This is a genomic window from Burkholderia sp. BCC0097 (genome assembly GCF_902832985.1).
GTDB classification, from domain to species: domain Bacteria; phylum Pseudomonadota; class Gammaproteobacteria; order Burkholderiales; family Burkholderiaceae; genus Burkholderia; species Burkholderia orbicola.
Genome location: NZ_CADFDM010000001.1, coordinates 1,159,389 through 1,179,880 on the forward strand (window position 1 = coordinate 1,159,389; position 20,492 = coordinate 1,179,880).

Annotated in this window: 15 protein-coding genes; 3 read left to right on the forward strand and 12 right to left on the reverse strand. The window is 67.9% G+C overall.

What is annotated here, in order from left to right; genetic code table 11:
- Window positions 1-165: 165 nt before the first annotated feature.
- The 3 genes from otsA to HWX07_RS05110 form a co-directional block, all read right to left on the reverse strand.
- A complete protein-coding gene (gene otsA, locus HWX07_RS05100) occupies window positions 166-1,572 on the reverse strand; it encodes an alpha,alpha-trehalose-phosphate synthase (UDP-forming) (protein ID WP_175875431.1) in 1,407 nt (468 codons plus the stop codon).
- Window positions 1,573-1,972: 400 nt separating this feature from the next.
- Window positions 1,973-3,592, reverse strand: a complete 1,620-nt coding sequence (locus HWX07_RS05105; RefSeq protein ID WP_175875432.1) for a methyl-accepting chemotaxis protein — start codon at window positions 3,590-3,592, stop codon at window positions 1,973-1,975.
- Between the two features lie 461 nt (window positions 3,593-4,053).
- A complete protein-coding gene (locus HWX07_RS05110; protein WP_244129922.1) occupies window positions 4,054-6,138 on the reverse strand; it encodes a TonB-dependent receptor in 2,085 nt (694 codons plus the stop codon).
- A gap of 414 nt (window positions 6,139-6,552) precedes the next feature.
- Between HWX07_RS05110 and adhP the strand changes: the two genes are divergently transcribed.
- Window positions 6,553-7,581 (forward strand): alcohol dehydrogenase AdhP, encoded by a 1,029-nt coding sequence (gene adhP, locus HWX07_RS05115; protein WP_011547661.1) that lies wholly within the window; start codon window positions 6,553-6,555, stop codon window positions 7,579-7,581.
- A 70-nt stretch (window positions 7,582-7,651) separates the two neighbouring features.
- Here adhP and HWX07_RS05120 read toward each other — a convergent pair whose 3' ends face one another.
- From HWX07_RS05120 to HWX07_RS05130, 3 genes are all read right to left on the reverse strand, one after another.
- A complete protein-coding gene (locus HWX07_RS05120) occupies window positions 7,652-9,097 on the reverse strand; it encodes a sialidase family protein (RefSeq protein WP_175875433.1) in 1,446 nt (481 codons plus the stop codon).
- 456 nt (window positions 9,098-9,553) lie between these two features.
- A complete protein-coding gene (locus tag HWX07_RS05125; RefSeq protein ID WP_175875434.1) occupies window positions 9,554-9,985 on the reverse strand; it encodes a MarR family transcriptional regulator in 432 nt (143 codons plus the stop codon).
- Window positions 9,982-10,899 carry an alpha/beta hydrolase gene (locus HWX07_RS05130; protein WP_175875435.1) on the reverse strand — a complete coding sequence of 306 codons (918 nt, stop codon included), beginning with the start codon at window positions 10,897-10,899 and terminating at the stop codon, window positions 9,982-9,984. The genes HWX07_RS05125 and HWX07_RS05130 overlap by 4 nt, the downstream gene beginning before the upstream one ends.
- Before the next feature lie 305 nt (window positions 10,900-11,204).
- On the opposite strand from HWX07_RS05130, the gene HWX07_RS05135 reads away from it, so the two are divergent.
- On the forward strand, window positions 11,205-12,173 hold the full coding sequence (locus HWX07_RS05135) for an ABC transporter substrate-binding protein (protein WP_175875436.1): 969 nt from the start codon (window positions 11,205-11,207) through the stop codon (window positions 12,171-12,173).
- A gap of 61 nt (window positions 12,174-12,234) precedes the next feature.
- Complete coding sequence (locus tag HWX07_RS05140; RefSeq protein ID WP_175875437.1) at window positions 12,235-13,329, forward strand: LLM class flavin-dependent oxidoreductase; 1,095 nt, start codon at window positions 12,235-12,237, stop codon at window positions 13,327-13,329.
- Window positions 13,330-13,398: 69 nt separating this feature from the next.
- On the opposite strand, the gene HWX07_RS05145 is transcribed toward HWX07_RS05140, so the two are convergent.
- The 6 genes from HWX07_RS05145 to HWX07_RS05170 all read right to left on the reverse strand — a co-directional run bounded on the left by HWX07_RS05145 (window position 13,399) and on the right by HWX07_RS05170 (window position 20,289).
- Window positions 13,399-14,331 carry an ABC transporter substrate-binding protein gene (locus HWX07_RS05145; protein WP_175875438.1) on the reverse strand — a complete coding sequence of 311 codons (933 nt, stop codon included), beginning with the start codon at window positions 14,329-14,331 and terminating at the stop codon, window positions 13,399-13,401.
- A 34-nt stretch (window positions 14,332-14,365) separates the two neighbouring features.
- Window positions 14,366-16,165: an amino acid ABC transporter permease/ATP-binding protein gene (locus HWX07_RS05150; protein WP_175875439.1), complete on the reverse strand. Its 1,800-nt coding sequence runs from the start codon at window positions 16,163-16,165 to the stop codon at window positions 14,366-14,368.
- Between the two features lie 73 nt (window positions 16,166-16,238).
- Window positions 16,239-17,591, reverse strand: coding sequence for an LLM class flavin-dependent oxidoreductase (locus HWX07_RS05155; protein ID WP_175875440.1), 1,353 nt, complete (start codon window positions 17,589-17,591; stop codon window positions 16,239-16,241).
- Window positions 17,592-17,601: 10 nt separating this feature from the next.
- Window positions 17,602-18,651 carry an LLM class flavin-dependent oxidoreductase gene (locus tag HWX07_RS05160; protein WP_175875441.1) on the reverse strand — a complete coding sequence of 350 codons (1,050 nt, stop codon included), beginning with the start codon at window positions 18,649-18,651 and terminating at the stop codon, window positions 17,602-17,604.
- 49 nt (window positions 18,652-18,700) lie between these two features.
- Window positions 18,701-19,654, reverse strand: coding sequence for an ABC transporter substrate-binding protein (locus HWX07_RS05165; protein ID WP_175875442.1), 954 nt, complete (start codon window positions 19,652-19,654; stop codon window positions 18,701-18,703).
- Window positions 19,655-19,728: 74 nt separating this feature from the next.
- On the reverse strand, window positions 19,729-20,289 hold the full coding sequence (locus HWX07_RS05170; RefSeq protein WP_027806016.1) for a GNAT family N-acetyltransferase: 561 nt from the start codon (window positions 20,287-20,289) through the stop codon (window positions 19,729-19,731).
- Between the last annotated feature and the right edge of the window lie 203 nt (window positions 20,290-20,492).

Here is a 20,492-nt window from a genome sequence, read left to right on the forward strand (position 1 = left end):
GCGAGCGGCGCGTGTCGATCTGCCGACGCCGCGCGTTTTCTTTCCCTTCTTTCCCGCCACGGCGCCGCCATGAGCGACGCACACGTATCGGTCGAACGTCGTGGGTCGTGCTCGAATGCCCGCCGAGACGACGGACGCGTGAACGCGCGTCAGCGCGTCAGTGCATCAGGATTCGGTCGCGGCCGCGACTTCGGCCGCTTCGGTAAGGGCTTCCAGAAAGCGCGTGCGCCACCAGTGCACGTCGGTCTTGCGCATGATCGCCATCAGCGCCGCGTGACGCTGGCGGCGCTCTTCGAGCGGCATCGTCAGCGCGCGCTGGATCGCCTGCGCGGTGCCTTGCGTGTCGTACGGATTGACGAGCAGCGCCGACTTCAGTTGCTCGGCCGCGCCCGCGAAACGCGACAGCACGAGCACGCCCGGGTCGGCCGCGTCCTGCGCGGCGAGGAACTCTTTCGCGACGAGGTTCATTCCGTCGCGCAGCGGCGTGACGAGGGCGACCCGGCTTGCACGGTAGAGGCCCGGCAGCCGCTTGCGCGCGACGGTGCGGTGAATGTAGCGCATCGGCATCCATTCGAGCTCGCCGTAGTCGCCGTTGATCGCGCCGCACAGACTGTCCATTTCGCGCCGCAGATCGTCGTAGGCGCCGAGATCCTCGCGGCTCGGCGCGGCGATCTGGATCAGCGTCGCGCGGTCGCGGTTCTCCGGATAGTGTTCGAGCAACTCGCGGAACGCATGCACGCGCTGCGGCAGCCCTTTCGTGTAATCGAGCCGGTCGACCCCGACCAGCAGCTGACGGCGCGAATATTCGTCGCGCATGCGTTCGAACATGTCGAGGCCGTCGCGATCGCGCGCGAGCGCTTCGAATTCGTCGACGTTGATGCCGATCGGAAACGCACCGGCCGACAGCGTGCGGCCGAACGCGCGCAGCCGGCCGTCGGGCAGCCGCGCGGCGCCGGCTTCGGCCTCGACGTAATGCTCGAAGTGGAGCAGATCCGATTCGGTCTGGAAGCCGACGAGGTCGTACGCGAACAGCGAGCGCATCAGCCATTCGTGTTCAGGGATCGCGGCCATGATCGGCGGCGGCGGCATCGGGATGTGCAGGAAGAAGCCGATCGGATTCGTGCAGCCCATCGCGCGCAGCTCGGCCGCGAGCGGAATCAGCTGATAGTCGTGCACCCAGATGACGTCGTCGGGTCGCAGCAGCGTGCGCAGCTTGCGCGCGAACAGCTGGTTCACGCGTCGGTAGCCGTCGGCGAAGCGCCGGTCGAACTGCGCGAGATCGAGCCGGTAGTGAAACACCGGCCACAGCACGTTGTTCGAGTAGCCGAGATAGTAAGCGTCGTAATCCTGCGGATCGAGGTCGACCGTCGCGAGCTGGATGCCGCCGACGTTCTGGATCTGCACCTCGTCGCCATGCGTGGCCTGATCGTCGCCGCCGCGTAGCCTGCCGCTCCAGCCGAACCAGACGCCGCCGGTTTCCTGCAGGCTGTCCTTCACGGCGACGGCGAGCCCGCCGGCCGCGGCTTTACGGGGATCTGCGATGCGATTGGATACGACGACGAGTCGGCTCACCAGCTCTCCTGACGATTGTTGGGGAAGGGTCGTGCGGCCAGGGCGCGAGAGACAGACGCCGCCATCGCCGCGCGGTGCGCGGGACGATGGGGCCGCAAGGCGATCGGACGGGAGTCAGGGAACGCGATTCGCCGTCCGGTCGAAAAGTGCTTTTTTAGGATACTCGTCATTCGTGCGTTTTAAAAGTCTGTGTCGATGCACGATGCGGGCGCGCATGTCGGGCGCTATCCATGACGAGGGTGCCGCCACGCGCGAGGCCCGAGCGGGACCGAAATTTGCGCGTCACTGCAAACGCAGTGCGCTCAAGGCCCCGCGGGGAGAGAGCGAAGGGCGTGCGCCTGCGTGACACTGGCGCACGAACGGAACGGCATGCGCATCTTCGTCTGGTTCGCGTATGCCGTTACGCGGCAGCCGGTTGCCAGTGACGCACGTCGGTTTCCTGAGCACGCGTGCCCGGCGACGCCCCATGTGCGCCGGACGGCATCCGGAACGCGGCGACCGTTTCGGACAACTCGCGGCCCTGCGCCTCGAGCGACTTCGATGCGGCCGCCGCCTGCTCGACGAGCGCCGCGTTCTGCTGCGTCGTCTCGTCCATCTGCGTGATCGTCAGGTTCACCTGGTCGATGCCGCGGCTTTGCTCGGCCGATGCGGCGGCGATCTCGCCCATGATGTCCGTCACGCGCGCCACGGCTTGCGTGACGTCGGACATCGTCTTGCCGGCTTCGCCGGCGAGCGCCGAGCCGTCGCGGATCGTCTGCACCGACGCGGTGATCAGTTCCTTGATTTCCTTGGCCGCCGTCGACGAGCGCTGCGCGAGATTGCGGACCTCGCTCGCGACGACCGCGAAGCCGCGGCCCTGTTCGCCCGCGCGGGCCGCTTCGACCGCCGCGTTGAGCGCGAGGATGTTGGTCTGGAACGCGATGCCTTCGATGATGCCCGTGATGTCGGCGATCTTCGACGAGCTGTGGCCGATCTCCGTCATCGTGTCGACCACGCGGCCGACCACCGAGCTGCCGCGGTGCGCGACGTCCGACGCATTCGCGGCGAGCGTGCTGGCCTGTTGTGCGTTTTCCGCGTTCAGGCGCACCGTCGACGTGAATTGCTCCATCGTCGCCGCGGTTTCCTGCAGCGACGCAGCCTGTTCCTCGGTGCGCTGGCTCAGGTCGAGGTTGCCCGAGGCGATCTCGCTCACCGCGTGCGCGATGCTGTTCGACGAATCGCGCACGCGGCCGACGATGCCGATCAGCCGTTCGTTCATCGTGCGCAGCGCGTCGAGCAGGTCGCGCGTTTCGTCGTTGCCGCGCACCTCGATACGGCTGCCGAGATCGCCGTTCGCCACCGTGCGCGCGACGTCCACGGCCGCGCCGATCGGCACCGTGATCTTGCGTGTGAGCCACAGGCCGCCGCAGGCCGCGATCGCGACGGCGATCAGGCAGATGCCGGCCAGCAGATTGCGCTCTAACGCATAACGATCCGCGAACGCCTGCGCGATCGCGATTTCGCGTTCGTGCGTATAGGTCGCGTAGGCGTCGGTCGCCCGTACCAGTTGCGCGAGCAACGGACGGCAATTGTCGTCGATGTCGACGATCGCGTCGTCCTTCTTGCCGGCCTGCGCGAGTCCGACGATGCGCAGCGCAACGGGCCCGTAGCTGGCCTCGATGCGCACGATGTCGGCTACCAGCTCGCGTGCGCGATCGGAAGTGTCCGTCGCGTTCGCCATGAGTTCCTGGAGTTTCGCGAGATGCGCCTGCACGTCCTTGTGCGACCGATTCACCTCGGCCAGTTCGGCCTCGACGTCCGATGGCTTGGTGACCAGCACCAGGTTGCGCGCGGCGATCGCGCGCCGGTCGACCGCGGTGCGGATTTGCGCGGACAGGTTCGCCCGTGCGTTGATGCCGTTCATGTAGCGCGAAAACTCGGTGTTCGTATCGGACAGGGCCTTGAGGGCCACCCCCGACACGATCACGACGATTGCGGCGAGCAGGCCGAAGCCGCCAAGGAGTTTGGTCTTGATGCTCATTCTGGCGATTTTCACGTTGTGCCCCTGCGCGTGTGGTTGGCAATTGGAATTTATCGTTCGACCAGATACGGGCTCGTGCCGGATTTAACGGGTATTCGGGATGATTCTTTACCCTTCAAAAACCCTGATATTGGGTTTTTTACTGAAGAGGGGCTTGCCGGATGGGCGTTATTGATCCAGATCAATAATTTGAAGGCATCGGCAATTCAAAGGTTTATGCATGAAATTCGAAACTGTTTTGACTCGTGAAATATAAAATCCCATCACTCAATACAATCATCTGATGATTGCGTTCTGATTTATGGATAAATGGCGGAATTTCGTGGCGGGGGATCGAGGCAGGAAACCGATATTGACGACCGGAGGGCGCCGCCCGAGTGGCGCAATGGAGGAATACACGGAACCGGCGTGCCATGCCGGCACGCCGGGAGCCCGCGGCAGGCGCCGCGAGCCATGGAGGGTCAGAACGTGGTGCGCAATCCGGCCATGACGCTGCGGCCGCCCTCCGGTGCGAAACCGCGCACGACCGACGTCGAGTAGCGAATCTCCTGGTTCGTCAGGTTGTCGCCGCGCAGGTACGCGAGCCAGTGCGTCGGGCCGACGCGGAACTTGTACGTCACCATCACGCCGAGCGACGTATAGCCGTCCGTCGAGAAGTCGTTGTCGGGCACGCGATGTTGCGACCATGCATGCGTGACCTGCGCCCGCGCGCCGAACGGGCCATAGCCGTAGTCGGCCGCGAGCGTCGCACGCAGCGGGGCGATGCGCGGCAGCGGCTGGCCCGTGTCGACGTTGCGCGCGTGGGTGTAGTCGGCCGTCAGTTCGAGATCGACCGTGTGGCCGCGCCGCGAGAACGCACGCCACTTGCCGTCCAGCTCGACGCCGTAGAACTCGGCGCGCACGCCGCGGTAGATCGCCTCGTTGAGCGAGCCGTCGGTGCCGGGCGCGACGGGCTCGCCGTCGTCGTCCACCACGCGGCCGGTGTTGTACTCGGTCAGATAGTTCGAGAAGCGGTTGTAGAACACGCCGACGCTGCCGCGGTTCGGCCCGCTCGCATAGCGCAGCGACAGGTCGGTCGACACGGCCTTTTCCTTCGACGCGTTCGGGTTGCCGATCAGGAACTGGCCGGTCGCATCGTGCGGACCGTTCGAATACAGCTCGTAGAAGGTCGGCGCGCGTTCGGTGTAGGCGACGTTCGCCGCGACCGACCATACCGGCGTCAGCGAGAACAGCGCGCCGGCCGACAGGCTGCCCGCGTTGAAGTCGCGCGGCTGCGCGCCCGCGAATTTCTCGACGCCCGCCGGATCGGGATCGACCTTCACGTGCTCGAACCGGCCGCCGAGGCTCAGCTTCAGCGCCGGGACGACCTGCCATTCCTCGAGGCCGAACAACGCGACGCTGTTGGTGCGGGTGGACGGCACGAGCATTTCGTCGCCGAGCGCCGAGAACGTGTTCTGGCCGAACTGCACGCCGATCGCGCCTTCGAACGGCCCGATCTTGCGATGGCGTGCCTCGATGCGCGCCTCGTAGCCGCGATTGCGGAAGGTGGTCGCCGTCTCGCCGTTGTCCACTTCCTTGTGGCGGTAGTCGGTGTACGCGAAATCGAATTTCAGCTTCGTGAACGGCCCGCTCAGGTTGCGCACCTCGGAAGCGAGCGCGAGGCGTTCCTGGCGCATCCGCAGCCGCACGGCGCTTTCCGCGACGGAGCCGTAGTTCGATTCGTAGCCGCTGTACGACAGGCCCGCGAAACCGTCCGCCCACGTGTACGACGCGCCGAGCGCACCGCCGTGCACGCGCCCGTCGCTGTTCGGAACGTTGCCTTCCGGTTGCGGCGTGTCGGGGCCGTCGATCGCGCGTTGCTGGCTGCTGCGCGCATAGCCGGGAATCCGTAGCTTGCTGGTTTCGCGATCGAATGCGTCGACGTGGAACGCGAAGCGGCCGTTGCCGCCTTCGACCTGCGCGGCGCCGGCGCGCACGGAATTCGCGCCGCCGTAGCGGGCGTCGAGCGCGCCCGTCACGCCTTCGATCGCTTCGCGCGGAATCCGGTTGTCGATCGTGTTGACCACGCCGCCCACCGCGTTGCCGCCATACAGCAGCGCGGCCGGGCCGCGCACGATCTCGACGCGCTCGATCGACAGCGGGTCCTGCGGCACCGCGTGATCGTACGACAGCGACGACGCGTCATACGCCGCGACGCCGTTCTGCAGCAGCCTGATCCGGTCGCCGTCCATCCCGCGGATGATCGGGCGGCCGACCATCGGCCCGTAGGTGGTGGTCGACACGCCGGGCAGCCCGTTGAGCGTTTCGCCGAGCGAATCGGCCTGGCGGCGCGTCAGCGCGTCGCCGGAAAGCTGGACGGTCGGTGCGATCAGTTCGGTGTCGCCGAGCGGGTTCGCGGTCACAAAGATCGGTGCGAGCGGTGCGGGTGCGGCGGCAGGCGTGCCGGACGCGGCGGGCGCATCGGTCTGCGCGTGAGCGACGGCGGCGCACAGCATCAGCGACAGGGACGAGAGCGGGCGAAGCGGTAAGCGAGGGAGGTCGCGCATGGTCGGTGAATCGGTTGGAATCGGGTCGGATAACGAGCGATGCGGGCCACCGTTAGATACGATATATTGTTGCATCATTGACGCGCAATGACCCGTTGGAACATGGCTCGGCAAGGCGCGGCCACCTGGTTGGAACGGCATCCGGTGGACGAGCACGCGAAATGATATGTTATATCATGTCAAAATCCAAGCCGAATGGCAGGATCTCGTCGGGTTTCTGTCGGAATGGTGAAGGGGTGGCGCGAGCGGCGGGGGCGGCGTGTAATCGACGGCTCGAGCTTTCGCGTCGAGCGCTGCCGATCGTGGCGAAGCCGCGGTGACCGCTGCATCCGTTCCGGTGCGTTGACGCGTATCAACGTGCTCCGATGCCGAAACCGGATACTGGGTTGCTCATCGACCAGACAGGAGCAACGCATGACCCAGACCATGAAAGCGGCCGTGGTACACGCGTTCGGCGAGCCGTTGCGCATCGAGGAGGTCCCGATCCCCGCACCGGGGCCCGGCCAGATTCTCGTCAACATCAAGGCGTCGGGCGTTTGCCATACCGATCTGCACGCGGCCGACGGCGACTGGCCCGTCAAGCCCTCGCTGCCGTTCATCCCGGGCCATGAAGGCGTGGGGATCGTCGCGGCGGTCGGCGCGGGCGTCACGCACGTGCGCGAGGGCGATCGCGTCGGCGTGCCGTGGCTCTATACGGCCTGCGGCCATTGCGAGTACTGCTGCACGGGCTGGGAAACGCTGTGCCATGGGCAGCAGAACACCGGTTATTCGGTGAACGGCAGCTACGCGGAATACGTGCTGGCCGATCCCGATTACGTCGGCCAGTTGCCCGCGCAGGTCGCGTTCGACGAGATCGCGCCGATCCTGTGCGCGGGTGTCACGGTCTACAAGGGCATTCGGGTCACCGACACGCGCCCGGGCCAGTGGCTCGCGATTTCCGGCATCGGCGGCCTCGGGCACGTGGCCGTGCAATATGCGCGTGCGATGGGCCTGCACGTCGCGGCCATCGACATTTCCCCCGACAAGCTCGCGCTGGCGCGGCAACTGGGTGCCCACCTGACGATCGACGCGTCGATCGACGACCCCGCGAAAGTGATCCAGAAGGAAATCGGCGGCGCGCACGGCGTGCTCGTCACGGCCGTATCGCGCAGCGCGTTCGCGCAGGCGCTCGGGATGGTCCGGCGCGGCGGCACGGTGGCGCTCAACGGTTTGCCGCCGGGCGATTTCCCGCTGCCGATCTTCTCGACCGTGCTGAACGGCATCACCGTGCGCGGGTCGATCGTCGGCACGCGGCGCGATCTGCAGGAATCGCTCGATTTCGCGGCGGACGGTCTGGTACGCGCGCACATCCACCGCGACCGGCTCGGCAACATCAACGACATCTTCGCGAAGCTGCGGGAAGGGAAGGTCGACGGGCGCATCGTGCTGACCGACATGCATTGATGCGCTGAACCTGCGCCCGCCGCCGCGCGACGCATGGCGTCGGAGCGGCGGCGAGGTGGCCAGGCGCGCGTTACGGCGCGAAGAACACGTCGGTGCGGTTCGTCAGGTTGCCCGCGTTGGTCTGCACGAAGAACGGATGGAACGACGACGACGGGAGCACGTCGAGCCCCTGGTAGTCGCCGATGAAGAACCCTTCGGCGTTGGGCGCGAGCTTCATGTCGAACGGGCCGCCGACGCGCCGCTCGTCGGCGAACGTGGCGCCGCCGTCATGCGAGATCTTGCGCCAGAAGCCGGTCGGCAGCGTCGTCGTGTTGCCGGCCTGCAGGTCGCGGAAGTCGTAGTGCGTGACCATCACCGCGCCCGTGTTGTCGACGCGCACCGACGGATTGAACGCGGGGCGCCCGGTCGGCGTGTTCACCTGTTGCGGCGCGCTCCAGGTCGCGCCTCCATCCTTCGACGTCGATAGCGCGATCTCGTCGTACGCGCCGCCGTTGAAGCGGCTGTCCTGCCACACGACGTAGAGCTGCCCGGATGCGGGATCGATCGCGGGTTCCGGAATGATGTCGCCGGTGCGCACGGGTTCGCCGGTGTTCGGGTCCGTGACGCCGACCGTCTGCAGCCCCGCGATGACCTGCGGCTTGGTCCACGTCGCGCCGTCGTCGGTCGACTTGATGAATGCGACCTTGCCGGCCGCCTTGTTGAACGGCGGCTGGATCAGGTCGAAGAAATCATAGAGCGTGCCGCTCTTCGGATCGACGACGATCTGGTTGCCGATCGTCTGCTGGCGCGACGGCACGTCGACGATCACCTTCGCGGCGCTCCACGTCTTGCCGCCGTCGGTCGTCTTCGAGAACAGCGTCGGCCCGCGGTACGCCTTCGTGTGCAGGTTCGCGTACGGGTTGCCGTTCGGCAGCTCGAGACGATCCCATACCGCGTAGGCGGTGCCGGCCTTCACCGGGTTGGCGGTCACCGATTCCTTGTCGTTGAAGAACTGCGTCGTCGGTTCGTCGTTCGCGAGCAGCACGGCCGGGCTGCTCCACGTTTGCCCACCGTCGGTCGACACCGACGCGCCGACCGCGTTGGCGTTGTTCGACTGGTTGAACGAAATCGATACCGAGTATGCGGTGCCGTCCGGCCCGAACGAGACCCACGGATCGGACGCGCGCTCGTATTTCAGCCCGCCCGGCGCGCATGCGCTGAACGGCTGCGGCGTGCGCGCCCAGGTCGCGCCCGCATCGAACGTGTAGCCGGCGACGAGCCCGTGGGCGCCGCCGTTCGACCAGCGGTCCTGCTGCCACACGCCGATCATGTTGTTCGGGTTCGCCGGGTTGACCGCGAGCCACGGTTCGACTTCTGCATTCACGTAGTTGGTGCCCGGGCCGCCGACGGTGCATGCGGCGAACGGGCTCGGGCCGGACACGACGACGGGTTCGGCGTGCGCCACGGCGGCGGCGGCCAGCGCCATCGCGGCGGACAGGCGGGTGACAAGCGGATGGGACACGATCATGCGTCGCATGGACGACTCCTCGGTGAGGTGCGGATGCGATGGCGGGGCACGACGAGACGACGCGAGCCGGGGCGCGGCGAATCGTGCCGCGCATGTCGTGACGTGCCGTTCAGCATGCCGTTTCAGTCATCGCGATCCGCGTGCGCTGGATGCCGCCAGCACTTCGGTTAAGACTCCTCTTCGTTTTGATTGCTTGTCGGGTGTGTCCTGCGATGTCGACCCGACGGGAACGCCAGTCCGGGCATGCGACGAATGTGTCGAAGTGGATTGCAATGTAGGCGATTCGAATGCCGCGCAACAGGCGGTTTTTTGTAACAGGACGTAGCCGGAAAGCGTTGCCGGAAGCAGGCGTCCGGCATGCAAGATTTGCCGTTGCGGCGGCATGAAAATCGAATCGAAAACGCGAATCGCAATCGCTTGCGATGGACGTCGGCGCGTGCCGGTCGCGCGCGCGTGATGCGCTGCTCAGCGCTCCGCCGGAAAGCGCTCCTGCAACGTGTGCAGCCAGCGCGCGACGACGTCGAGTTCGGCGTCGGAAAACCCGTCGCACAGCTTGCCGTTGAGTTCGCGCAGCAGCACACGCGCACGCTTGAGTGCCGCATGGCCTGCGTCGGTCAGGTACAGCCGCGTCGCGCGGCCGTCGTCCGAATCGGCATGACGCGTGATGAGGCCAGCCTTCGTCATCCGGTCGGCGAGCCCCGTCATCGCGGACGGCGCGAGCTGCAATGCGGCGCCGACTTCGCCGATCAGCGCACCGTCCTGCCTGGCGAGACAGAACAGCGCGCCGGCCTGCGCGGCGCTCGCGCGCGTCTCGGTTTCGGCCTTGCGGTCGATCCAGCGCTGCACGCGTCGCTGGCCGATGTTCAACATGAAAAACAGTCGTCGGTCTTCGCTCAAGCTGGGTTCCCGGCTGCAATGGAAAGGGAGGGACGGCCCGCGGTGTGCGGCGTGTCGAGCGCCTGCGCGAGCCAGTCGGCGACGTCGGGCCACAGCACGGTGCCGGGCCGGCTCCGAAAGAAGCCCATGTGCCCGACCGGGCCGCTGCCCGCCGCGCGCGGATCGATCTGGCGGCGTTCGACCTTCGCGCGGGTCAGATAGCTTACCAGCAGGCCGATCGCGGCCGGGTTCGCCCACGGATCGTCGTCGAAGCCGAGCGCGAGGATCGGCAACTGCTGCTTCGAGAAGCGTTCGGCCGCGCCGAGCGTCGGATCGTCGAAGAAGTAGTGGGGCAGCGTCGTCCAGCGGCTCCATTCGCGGAACACGCCGGCCGGCAGATCCTCGCCGAGCCCGAGCCGCTTGCCGGGCACGTAGCCGAGCAACGCGGACGTCAGCGGGCCGAGCACGCGCAGGATCAGCCGCACCTTCAGGCGTTCGGCCGCCTGCGCGATCAGCCGCGTGCTGCCCGCATGCGCGGCGATCAGCACGGCCGCGCGCAGATGCGTCGTCGCGCCGGACAGCCCGATCGCGTGACCGCCGACGCTGTGGCCGACGGCCAGCAACGGCAGCCCTTCATACGCGTGCCGGGCCCACGCGGTCGCGGCGCCCACGTCGAGCTCCATCCAGTCGCGCATGCGGGCTTGCAACGCGCGCAGCCGCGCGGGTCGCGATGCGCCGATGCCGCGATAGTTGTAGGTCAACGCCGCGAAACCGCGTTCGGTCAGGAAGCGCGCGAAGCCCGCATACAGCCGCTCAGGCACGGCCGTCGCTGGATGGATCAGGATCAGCGCGCGCGGCGCCGCGTCCGGCGACCACAGCGTGCCGTGCAGCATGTAGCCGTCGGCGGCGGAAAATTCGATGGGTTCGGCGGTCATGGGCGTCCTCGCTCGGGTGTTTATTTCGTATGCGAAATATAGTTCGTAGTTTATTTCGTGCACGAAATATCTGTCGAGGAACCCTTCGAACTTCGAGAGGCATCGGCGGACGACGAGCCGCGCACGCACGCGAGCGAGTCATAAAACATTTGCATCTTTACATAGAAGAATATTGCGTTTGTGTCATGAAGTGGATCGACGTATCTTCACCGGTTCCATCCGTTGCGCCGGCGGTTTCGCACGGCGGACAAAACGGACAAAGGGCGTCGCCATCGCAAGGCCGCCCGCCAACCTTCCGGGAGATCATGTTGCTGAGCCGAATCGTCACGGCGCTCTTGCTGGCGCTCGCCGCGCAGCCGGGCATCGCCAAAGACACCGTCACGCTGCGTGTCGGTGAACAGAACTACTTCAACATCCAGGCGTCGATGGAGGCGTCCGGCGCGCTGAAGGACCTGCCTTACACGATCGAGTGGAAGCACTTCCAGGCCGCCGCACCGGTGGCCGAAAGCCTGAACGGCAACGCGATCGACGTCGGCTTCCTCGGCGATTCCGCGCTGCTCACGCTGGCCGCGCGCGGCGCGCCGGTCAAGGTCGTCGCGGTGTCGCGGCAGAGCCTCGACGGCGTCGCGATCCTCGTGCCGAAGAATTCGCCGGTGCGCACCGTGGCCGATCTGCAGGGCAAGACCATCGCGGTATGGCGCGGCGCGTGGAGCCAGCAGCTCGTGCTGCGTGCGCTCGAACACGCGGGGCTTCGCGCCGATTCGGTGAAGTACGCGTACCTGATGCCGATCGACGCGACCAATGCGCTCGCGAACGGCTCGGTCGACGCGGTGTCGCTGTGGGAGCCGTTCGTCAGCACGCTCGCATTGCGGCAGGGCGCGCGGCCCGTGACGACCGCGCAGGGGCTGATGCCCGCGCTTAGCTTCGTCGCCGCGAACGAGCAGGCCGCGACAGGCAAGCGCGCCGAAATCACCGATTTCCTGCGGCGCGTGGTGGTCGCACGCCAGTGGGTCGACAGCCATCCGCGCGAGTACGCGGACCTGTGGGCGAAACGCGCGAATCTCGAACCCGACGTCGCGTATCGCTGGCTCAACAATGCCAGGCAGCGCGTCGGCCCGGTCGACGAGACGGCCGCGAAGGATGCGCAGAATACGGCCGACTTCCTGCACAAGTCCGGCGTGATTCCGGCCGCGTACGACACGTCGAAGCTGCTCGACCGCTCGTATGCGGGGGCGTTCGCGGCGCCGGCGCAAAAGACGGCCGCCGCGCAGTGATCGTGCGGCCATCGTCACGATTTCCGCGATTTCCGATCGACATACCCGAGGACATCCCGACATGCCAGTCGACATCATCGGCATGATCACCGCGACACCCGGCGCGGAGGTCGACGTGCCGGGCGGCGCGGCCGTCCAGCCCGACTACGTGCGCCGCTTCGCGCAGGCGCACGAGGCCGCCGGCTTCGACCAGATCCTGATCGGCCATTTCAGCAACGCGGCGGACGGCTTCATCGTCGCGTCGTTCGCGGCCGCCGCGACCGAACGCATTCGCCTGCTGCTCGCGCACCGGCCGGGCGTGATCGTGCCATCGGCCGCGGCGCGGCAGATCGCGACGCTCGACGTGTTCAGCGGCGGCAGGCTCGCGCTGAACGTGGTGTCCGGCGGCGACGACGCCGACTTGCAGCGCGACGGCGATTTCGTGCCGCACGACGCCCGCTACCGCCGCACCGGCGAATATCTCGACGTGCTGAAACGGATCTGGCTGGCCGATGCGCCGGTCGATCACGACGGCGCGTTCTATCGGCTGCGCGGCGCGTCGCCGCTCGTGAAGGGCGCGCAGCGGCCGCACGTGCCGATCTATTTCGGCGGCTCGTCGCCGGCCGCGCTTGCGGTCGCGGGCGAGCATGCGGATGTCTACATGACGTGGGGCGAGCCGCTCGACGCGGTGCGCGAGCAGATCGCGCGCGTGCGGGCCGCCGCCGCGCCGTTCGGGCGCGCGCCGCGCATCAGCGTGTCGTTCCGGCCGATCGTCGCCGATACCGAGGCGGCCGCGTGGGAGAAGGCCGAGGCGATCCGCGAGCGCGTGCGTGCGGCGCGACTCGCGAATGGCCAGCCGATCGCCGGTCACGCGCCGCAGAATGCGGGCTCGCAGCGGCTGATGGCCGCCGCCGCGCAGGGCGATGTGCTCGACGAGCGGCTGTGGATGGGGGTCGCGAACCTGACCGGCGCGCGCTGGAATTCGACCGCGCTGGTCGGCACGCCCCAGCAGGTCGCGCGGGCGCTGGGCGCGTATTACCGGCTCGGCGTATCGACGTTCCTGATTCGCGGTTTCGATCCGCTCGACGATGCGCTGGCTTACGGGCGTGAGCTGATACCGGCGATTCATGCGCATGTCGCGGAACTCGACCGCCATCAGGCGGCGGTGCCGGCGTAGAGGGACCAGCCGCCAGCCGAGCGCCCCGGCATCGCCATCACGGGATGACGGAGCGCGTGCATTGAACGCTCAGAACGACGGCAACCCCGGCGGATTGGTCTCCGCCCGCGCGATCGCCTCGCTCTGCAAGCCCCAGCGCGCCAGCGCCTGCCCGTAGCGGCCATTGCCGATCAGCGCATTGGTCGCCAGCGTCAGCGCGGGCGCGAGCCCGCTGCCGCGACGCGTCGCGATCGCGACGTCCGCATTCGCCGGCCAGCCCGCATTGACCACGCCGACGCGGCGGATCTTGCCGCTGCGCGCGGCCTCGTACGCGAGCGACGCATTCGGGTTCAGCTCCGCATCCGCGCGGCCCGACAGCAGCGCGACGCGCGCCGTCGCATCGTCATCGAAATAGAGCAGTTCGGCCGGCTTCAGCCCTTGCGCGACGTTACGCTTGCTCCATTCGAGCAGGATGCGCTCCTGGCTCGTGCCGGCGCCGGTGATGATCCGCAAACCCGCGATGTCCTTCGGTTCCGCGATCTTCGCGATCGGGCTGGCGGTGCGCACGTAGAAGCCGTGCAGCCCGAGCCGGTAGGTCGTGAAATCGTATTTCTCCTTGCGCTTCTCGGTCACGCCGACGTTCGAGATCACCGCGTCGTACTTGCCGGACGTCAGCCCGAGCGGCCAGTCGGCCCACGCGATCGGCAGCAGCACGAGCGTGCGGCCGAGTGTGTCAGCGACCAATTGCGCATAGTCGGGATCGGCGCCGACCACGGTGCGCGCGTCGGTCGCATAGGTCGACACGGGCGGCGCGTGCGGCGAGATCGCGACCGTGAACGCGCCGTCGCGCACCCAGCGGTAGCCGCTGGCCGCGCGGATGGCCGCGTCGTCGGGGCTTGCGCGCAGGCGGCCGGCCTGGCGCGGGTCGAGGTCGGCCGTGGCGGCCGCCGCCCGTGCCGCGTGCCACGACAGGCCCGATGCCGCGACCAGCGCGGCCGTGATGAACTGGCGTCGATCGGTCATCGCGCGGTACCTCCCAGGTCGAAAGCGGCGCGCATCACAGCACCCGCGACAGGAACGCGCGGGTGCGCGAATGCGACGGCGCATCGAGCACGACGGCGGGCGGCCCGGCCTCGACGATGCGCCCGCGCTCCATGAACAGCACGTTGTCCGCCACTTCGCGTGCGAAGCCGATCTCGTGCGTGACGATCACGAGCGTCGTGCCCGAGCGCGCGAGTTCCTTGATCACGTCGAGCACTTCGTTGACGAGTTCGGGATCGAGTGCCGACGTCGGCTCGTCGAACAGCAGCACCTTCGGCCGCAACGCAAGCGCTCGCGCGATCGCGACGCGTTGCTGCTGGCCGCCGGACAACTGGCGCGGGTACGCATCGGCTTTATCCGCGAGGCCGACCCGCGCGAGCAGCGTGCGCGCGGTGTGCTCGGCCGCATCGCGCGTCACGCCGGCGACGGCGATCGGCGCTTCGATCAGGTTCTCGAGCACCGTCAGGTGCGGGAACAGGTTGAAGTTCTGGAACACCATGCCGACAGCCGTGCGCCGCTTCAGCACGTCGCGTTCGCTCAGTTCGTGCAGCACGTCGCCGTCGCGGCGATAGCCGATCAGTTCGCCGTCGATGTCGATGAAGCCGTCGTCGACGCGTTCGAGATGGTTGATCGTGCGCAGCAGTGTCGACTTGCCGGAGCCGGACGGCCCGACGATCACCGTCACGCTGCCGCGCGGCGCGACGAATGACACGTTGTCGAGCACGCGCTGCATGCCGAACTGCTTCGACACGCCATGCACGGCCACTTCGCCGCCGGTGCGCGACACGTTGGCCCCGGAATCGGCGTGCGTGCCGGCGTCGCCGCGTGCCTGCGCGATCGATGCCGCGCGGCGCGGCGCGACACGCCGCCACAGCCCTGCTATGCGTGCGAGCGCGAACGTGAGCACGGACGGCGGCGGATTGCGTAGCGCGCCGCGTGCATAGTGCCGCTCGACCTGCACCTGGATCGCGGACAACACGGTCAGGATGATCAGGTACCAGACGGTCGCGACCATCAGCAGCGGAATCACTTCGAGGTTGCGGCGATAGATCACCTGCACCGTGTAGAACAGCTCGGGCATCGCGAGCACGTAGACCATCGACGTGCCTTTCGCGAGCGAGATCAGGTCGTTGAACGCGGTCGGCAGGATCGCGCGCATCGCCTGCGGCAGCACGATCCGTGACGTCTGGCGGCCGCGCGGCAGCCCGAGCGCGGCGGCCGCTTCGAGCTGCCCCTGGTCGACCGCGAGAATGCCGCCGCGAATCACTTCCGCGGAAAACGCCGCGTGGTTCAGAGTGAGGCCGAGCACGGCCGCGAGGAACGGACTGATCAAATCGGTGGTCGGCGTGTCGAACCAGACGATGTCGGTGAACGGCACGCCGAGCCGCACGTGCTCGTACAGGTAGCCGAGGTTGTTCAGGATCAGCAGCAGCACGATCAGCGGAATCGAGCGGAACAGCCACACGAAGACCCATGCGCTGGCGGACAGCAGGCGCGAACGCGACAGCCGTGCCAGCGCGACGAACGCGCCGAGCACGAAGCCGAACACCGCGCCGAGCAGCGTCAGCACCAGCGTGCGCGCGAGCCCCGACAGCACCGGCGGCGACAGGAACCATTCGGCGAACACCGGCCAGCCCCATTGCGGGTTGCCGAGGAGCGAATACAGCGTGAGCGCGATCAGCACGAGCGCGAGCACGGTGCCGGCCGTGCGCGACCGGTGGCGCGCGGGCACGATCCGCAAATGCGTGCCGGGCTCGCGTGTGCCGGGGGAAGAGAGCGGCGGCAGCGCGCCGCCGAGATGGGTCGTGTCGCTCATGTCGTTGGAATCCTCGAATCGATCGATCGGCGGGGGCGCCGCCGTGCATGGGCGGCGCGGCGGCCCGGCGGCGTCAGGCGTGCGCTTCGGCAGCCGTTTCCTGGGCGGCGCCGGGCGTCGCGTAGCGGCTCGCCTTGCGCGGCAGACCGAGGTGGTCGCGCAGCGTGGCGCCGGGCAGGTCGCGGCTGTAGCGGCCGCGCGCCTCGAGCACCGGGATCACGAGTTCGATGAAATCGTCGACGCCCTGCGCCTGGACCGGAAAACCGAGGATGAAGCCGTCGCCGGCGCCCGCGTCGTGCCAGCGGATCAGCTCGTCGGCGACGTGCTCCGCCGTGCCGATGAAGTTCGGGCGCGGCGTCGCGACCGCGAGCGCGGTTTCGCGCAGCGACAGGCCCTTGCGCTTCGCATCGGCCTTGATGCGGTCGGTGGTCGAGCGGAAGCTGTTGCGGCCGAGCTCGCCGAGTTCCGGGAACGGCGCGTCGAGCGCGTACTGCGTGAAATCGTGATGATCGAAATAGCGGCCGAGGTACGCGAGCGCTTCGTCGATCGTCAGCAGGTCGCGGATCGCCTGGTATTTGTCCTCCGCTTCGGCGGCCGTGCGGCCGACGATCGGCCCGACGCCGGGGAAGATCTTCACGTCGCCGGCCTGCCGCCCGTGCTCGATCGCGCTCTGTTTCACGCGTTGCGTGAACGCGGCCGTTTCCTCGATCGACGGCGAATGCGTGAACACGGCATCCGCGTACTTGCCCGCGAGGCCGATCCCGGTGTCGGACGAGCCGGCCTGGAAGATCACCGGCTGCCCCTGCGGCGAGCGCTGGATGTTCAGCGGGCCCGCGACCTGGAAGAATCGGCCCTGGTGATCGAGCGTATGCAGCTTGTCGCGATCGAAGAAGCGGCCGCTCGCGCGGTCGCGCACGAATGCGTCGTCGTCCCAGCTGTCCCACAGGCCCTGCACGACCTCGAGGTATTCGTCGGCGATCTCGTAGCGCAGCTCGTGGTCCGGGTGCGTCTTGCCGAAATTCTTCGCGGTGCCTTCGAGCGGCGTCGTCACGACGTTCCAGCCCGCGCGCCCGCCGCTGATCGCGTCGAGCGACGCGAGCTGGCGCGCGACCGTGAACGGCTCGCTGTACGACGTCGAGATCGTGCCCGCGAGCCCGATCTTCTTCGTCGCGACCGCGAGCGCCGACAGCACGGTCAGCGGCTCGAAGCGGTTCAGGAAGTGCGGGATCGACTTCTCGTTGATGTAGAGGCCGTCCGCGACGAACGCAAAGGTGATGCCGGCGGCTTCCGCCTTGCGCGCGACGCCGATCATGAAGTCGAGGTTGATGCTGGCGTCGGGCGGGTTGCTCGGATGCCGCCACGCGTTCATGTGGCTGCCTGCGCCTTGCAGCATCAGGCCGAAGGGAATCGATCGTCGGGTCGTCATGATGGGAATGTCACGCGTTCTGGTCAGGGGAGAGGGAGCGGTCGGCCGCGAGGGCCGTCTGCAACGGCGTGGTGGACTGCGCGCCGCCGAGCCATTCGGCCGATGCGAGCCGCGCCGCGTAGTCGGATACCGGCGAATCGATCACGAACGCATCGACGTCGAGCCGCCGGCTCAGCGCGTCGAGCGCGCGGTGCACGCCCTCGGGCGTATCGGCCAGCACCGTCGGGCGCAGCTCGTCGATCCGGTAGTCGGACGCGCCGCTTTGCCGCGCGAATTCCGCGGCCGCCTGCGCGCTGCCGAGGTTGAAGCTCTGGCCGCCCGCGAACTGCAGCTTGAAGATCTTCAGCGGCCCGATCAGGCGCTCGGCCTCGTCGCGCGTCGGGGCGGCGACCGCGTACAGCGCGACGAGCGGCTTCTCGCCGCCCGCGCCGCGATAGGCGTCGAGTGAGCGTTCGAGATTCGCGTCGTCGCCGTTGAAATGGCCGGCATAGCAGAAGCGCCAGCCGTTGCGCGCGGCGAGCGCGCCGCTGTCCGGCGAGCCGCCGAGCAGGATGCGTTCGGGCAACTGCGGCGGCACCGGCATCGCGACCGCGCCGGCGAGCGGATGATCTTCGGCCACGCCCCAGCCGAGAAACGCGTCGAGTTCCGCGAGTTGCCCCGCGAAATCGGGCTTGCGCGCCTTGTCGTGGAACCACTGCAGCGCGCGGGTGGTCAGCGGCAGCCCGCCGGGTGCCTTGCCGATGCCGAGATCGACGCGGCCAGGCGCGAGCGCGGCCAGCAGCTTGAACGTCTCGGCCACCTTGAACGGGCTGTAATGCTGCAGCATCACGCCGCCCGAGCCGATCCGGATGCGCGACGTGTGCGCGAGCAAGTGCGCGACGACGATCTCCGGCGCCGAACTCGCGAAGCCCGGCGTGCCGTGATGCTCGGCGACCCAGAAGCGCGCGTAGCCGAGCTGTTCGGCGCGTTGCGCAAGCGTCGTGGTGAAGCGCAGCGCGTCGGCGGCGTTCGCGCCGTCGGCGATCGGACTCTTGTCCAGCAACGAAAGCGAATAAGACATGGTGAGCGGCGTTCCTGCGTGGGCGTGGATGTACGGTTGCGGGCGGCGCTCAGCTCTTCGGCAGCCCGGGTGGATTCGTGCGCGACTGGTCGATCGCTTCGGACGCGAGGTTCCAGCGGTCGAGCACCTGCTGGTAGCGGCCGCTCTTGATCAGGCCGTTCAGCGCGACGGTCAGCGGCTCGGCGAGGCCGCTGCCGCGGCGCGTCGCGATCGCAATGTCGGCCGTGCGCGGCCAGCCGCCGCTGATCGCGCCGACGAGCCGCGTCTTGCCTTGCTGCGCGCTTTGATATGCGAGCACCGAGTTCACGCTGAACACCGCGTCCGCCCGGCCCGACTGCACGGCGACGATGCGCATCGCCTGGTCGTCGTAGTACTGGATCTGCACCGGTTTCAGCCCGTGCGCGACGTTCTCGCGGTCCCACGCGAGCAGGATCTTTTCCTGGTTGGTGCCGGCGTCGGTCACGATGCGCAGCCCCGCGACGTCCTTCGGCTCGCGGATCGCCTGGATCTTGCTGTCGTTGCGCACGTAGAAGCCGACCTGATCCTTGCGATAAGTCGAGAAATCGAACTTCTGCTTGCGCTCCTCGGTAACGGTCACGTTCGAGATCACCGCGTCGACTTTCCCCGATTCGAGCGCCAGCGGCCAGTCGGCCCACGCGAGCGCGACGATCTTCAGCTTGCGGCCGAGGCTGTCGGACACGAGCTGGCCGACGTCGGCATCGAAGCCGATCACCGTGCGCGCGTCGGTCGCATACGAGCTGATCGGCGGCAGGCTCGGCGCGATGCCGATCGTCAGCGTGCCGGGCTCGGCGAACTTGAACGACGCGGGCACCGCGCGCTCGACCGCCGCATCGGCCGCGCCACGCGGGCGGCCGCGCTGCTCGGGGCTCAGGTCGAACGTAGCGGCGGTCGCGGCCATCGCGGCCGCGAAGGCGCTCAGGCCGATCAGTGCGGCGGCCAGCGTGCGCACGGCACGGGAAGAAAGCGGTACGGCTCGATGCATGAAAACGTCCTGTCGTGGCAGCGTGGAATCGTTGAAAGCGGGAAGTGCGAGATGAAAGGCGGGATGTCGTGCGTTCAGCGCGGCAGCACCGGTTCGGGCACGGGCGCCCACAGGTCGGCCAGCGTCGACGTGCGCGACGGATCGACGAGATCCTTGCCGAAACGCAAGTGGAAATACGCTTCCGGGTCGATCGACGAATCGAACAGCCGTGTATAGCCGGTGCGGTCGTACAGCGCCCACGCTTCGGGCTGGCGAAAGCCGGTGGTCAGGTAGAGGCGGCGGTAGCCCTGTTGCACGGCGCGCAGTTCGAGCGCTTCGACGATGAGTCGCGCGAGGCCCTGGCGGCGCAGGTCGGTGCGCGTCCAGATGCGTTTCAGTTCGGCGGTCTGCGCGTCGTAGCGCTTGAACGCGCCGCCGCCGATCGTCTCGCCGTCCCGCAGCAGCAGCACGAACGCGCCTTCGGGCGGCGCGAACAGTTCGGCCGGATAGCGCGCGAGTTCGTCGCGGGCCGATGCGCGGCTGTCGGGGCGGTACGCGTCGTAGCGCGTCGAATACTCGTCGATCAGCGCGTCGATCAGCGGCTGCGCGCGGACGTCGAGCGGCGTCGTGTCGATGATGCGGTCGTTCGTGGCCATGGGCATCGCGAATGGCGCGCGATGCGGACATTCCTGGCGGGGTGCGGGCACGCGGCCCGTCCGGTCTGTTCCGTTATCGCGACGCAGTTGTCGTGATGGCGGCGGCCGTCGTGCTTCGTGCGATGCATCGGGCGCGCCGCCGCCGTTTTGAACACGTTAGCGGCGCGGCCGGCAAAGGCGAACGAAGCAATTTCGATAAGGAT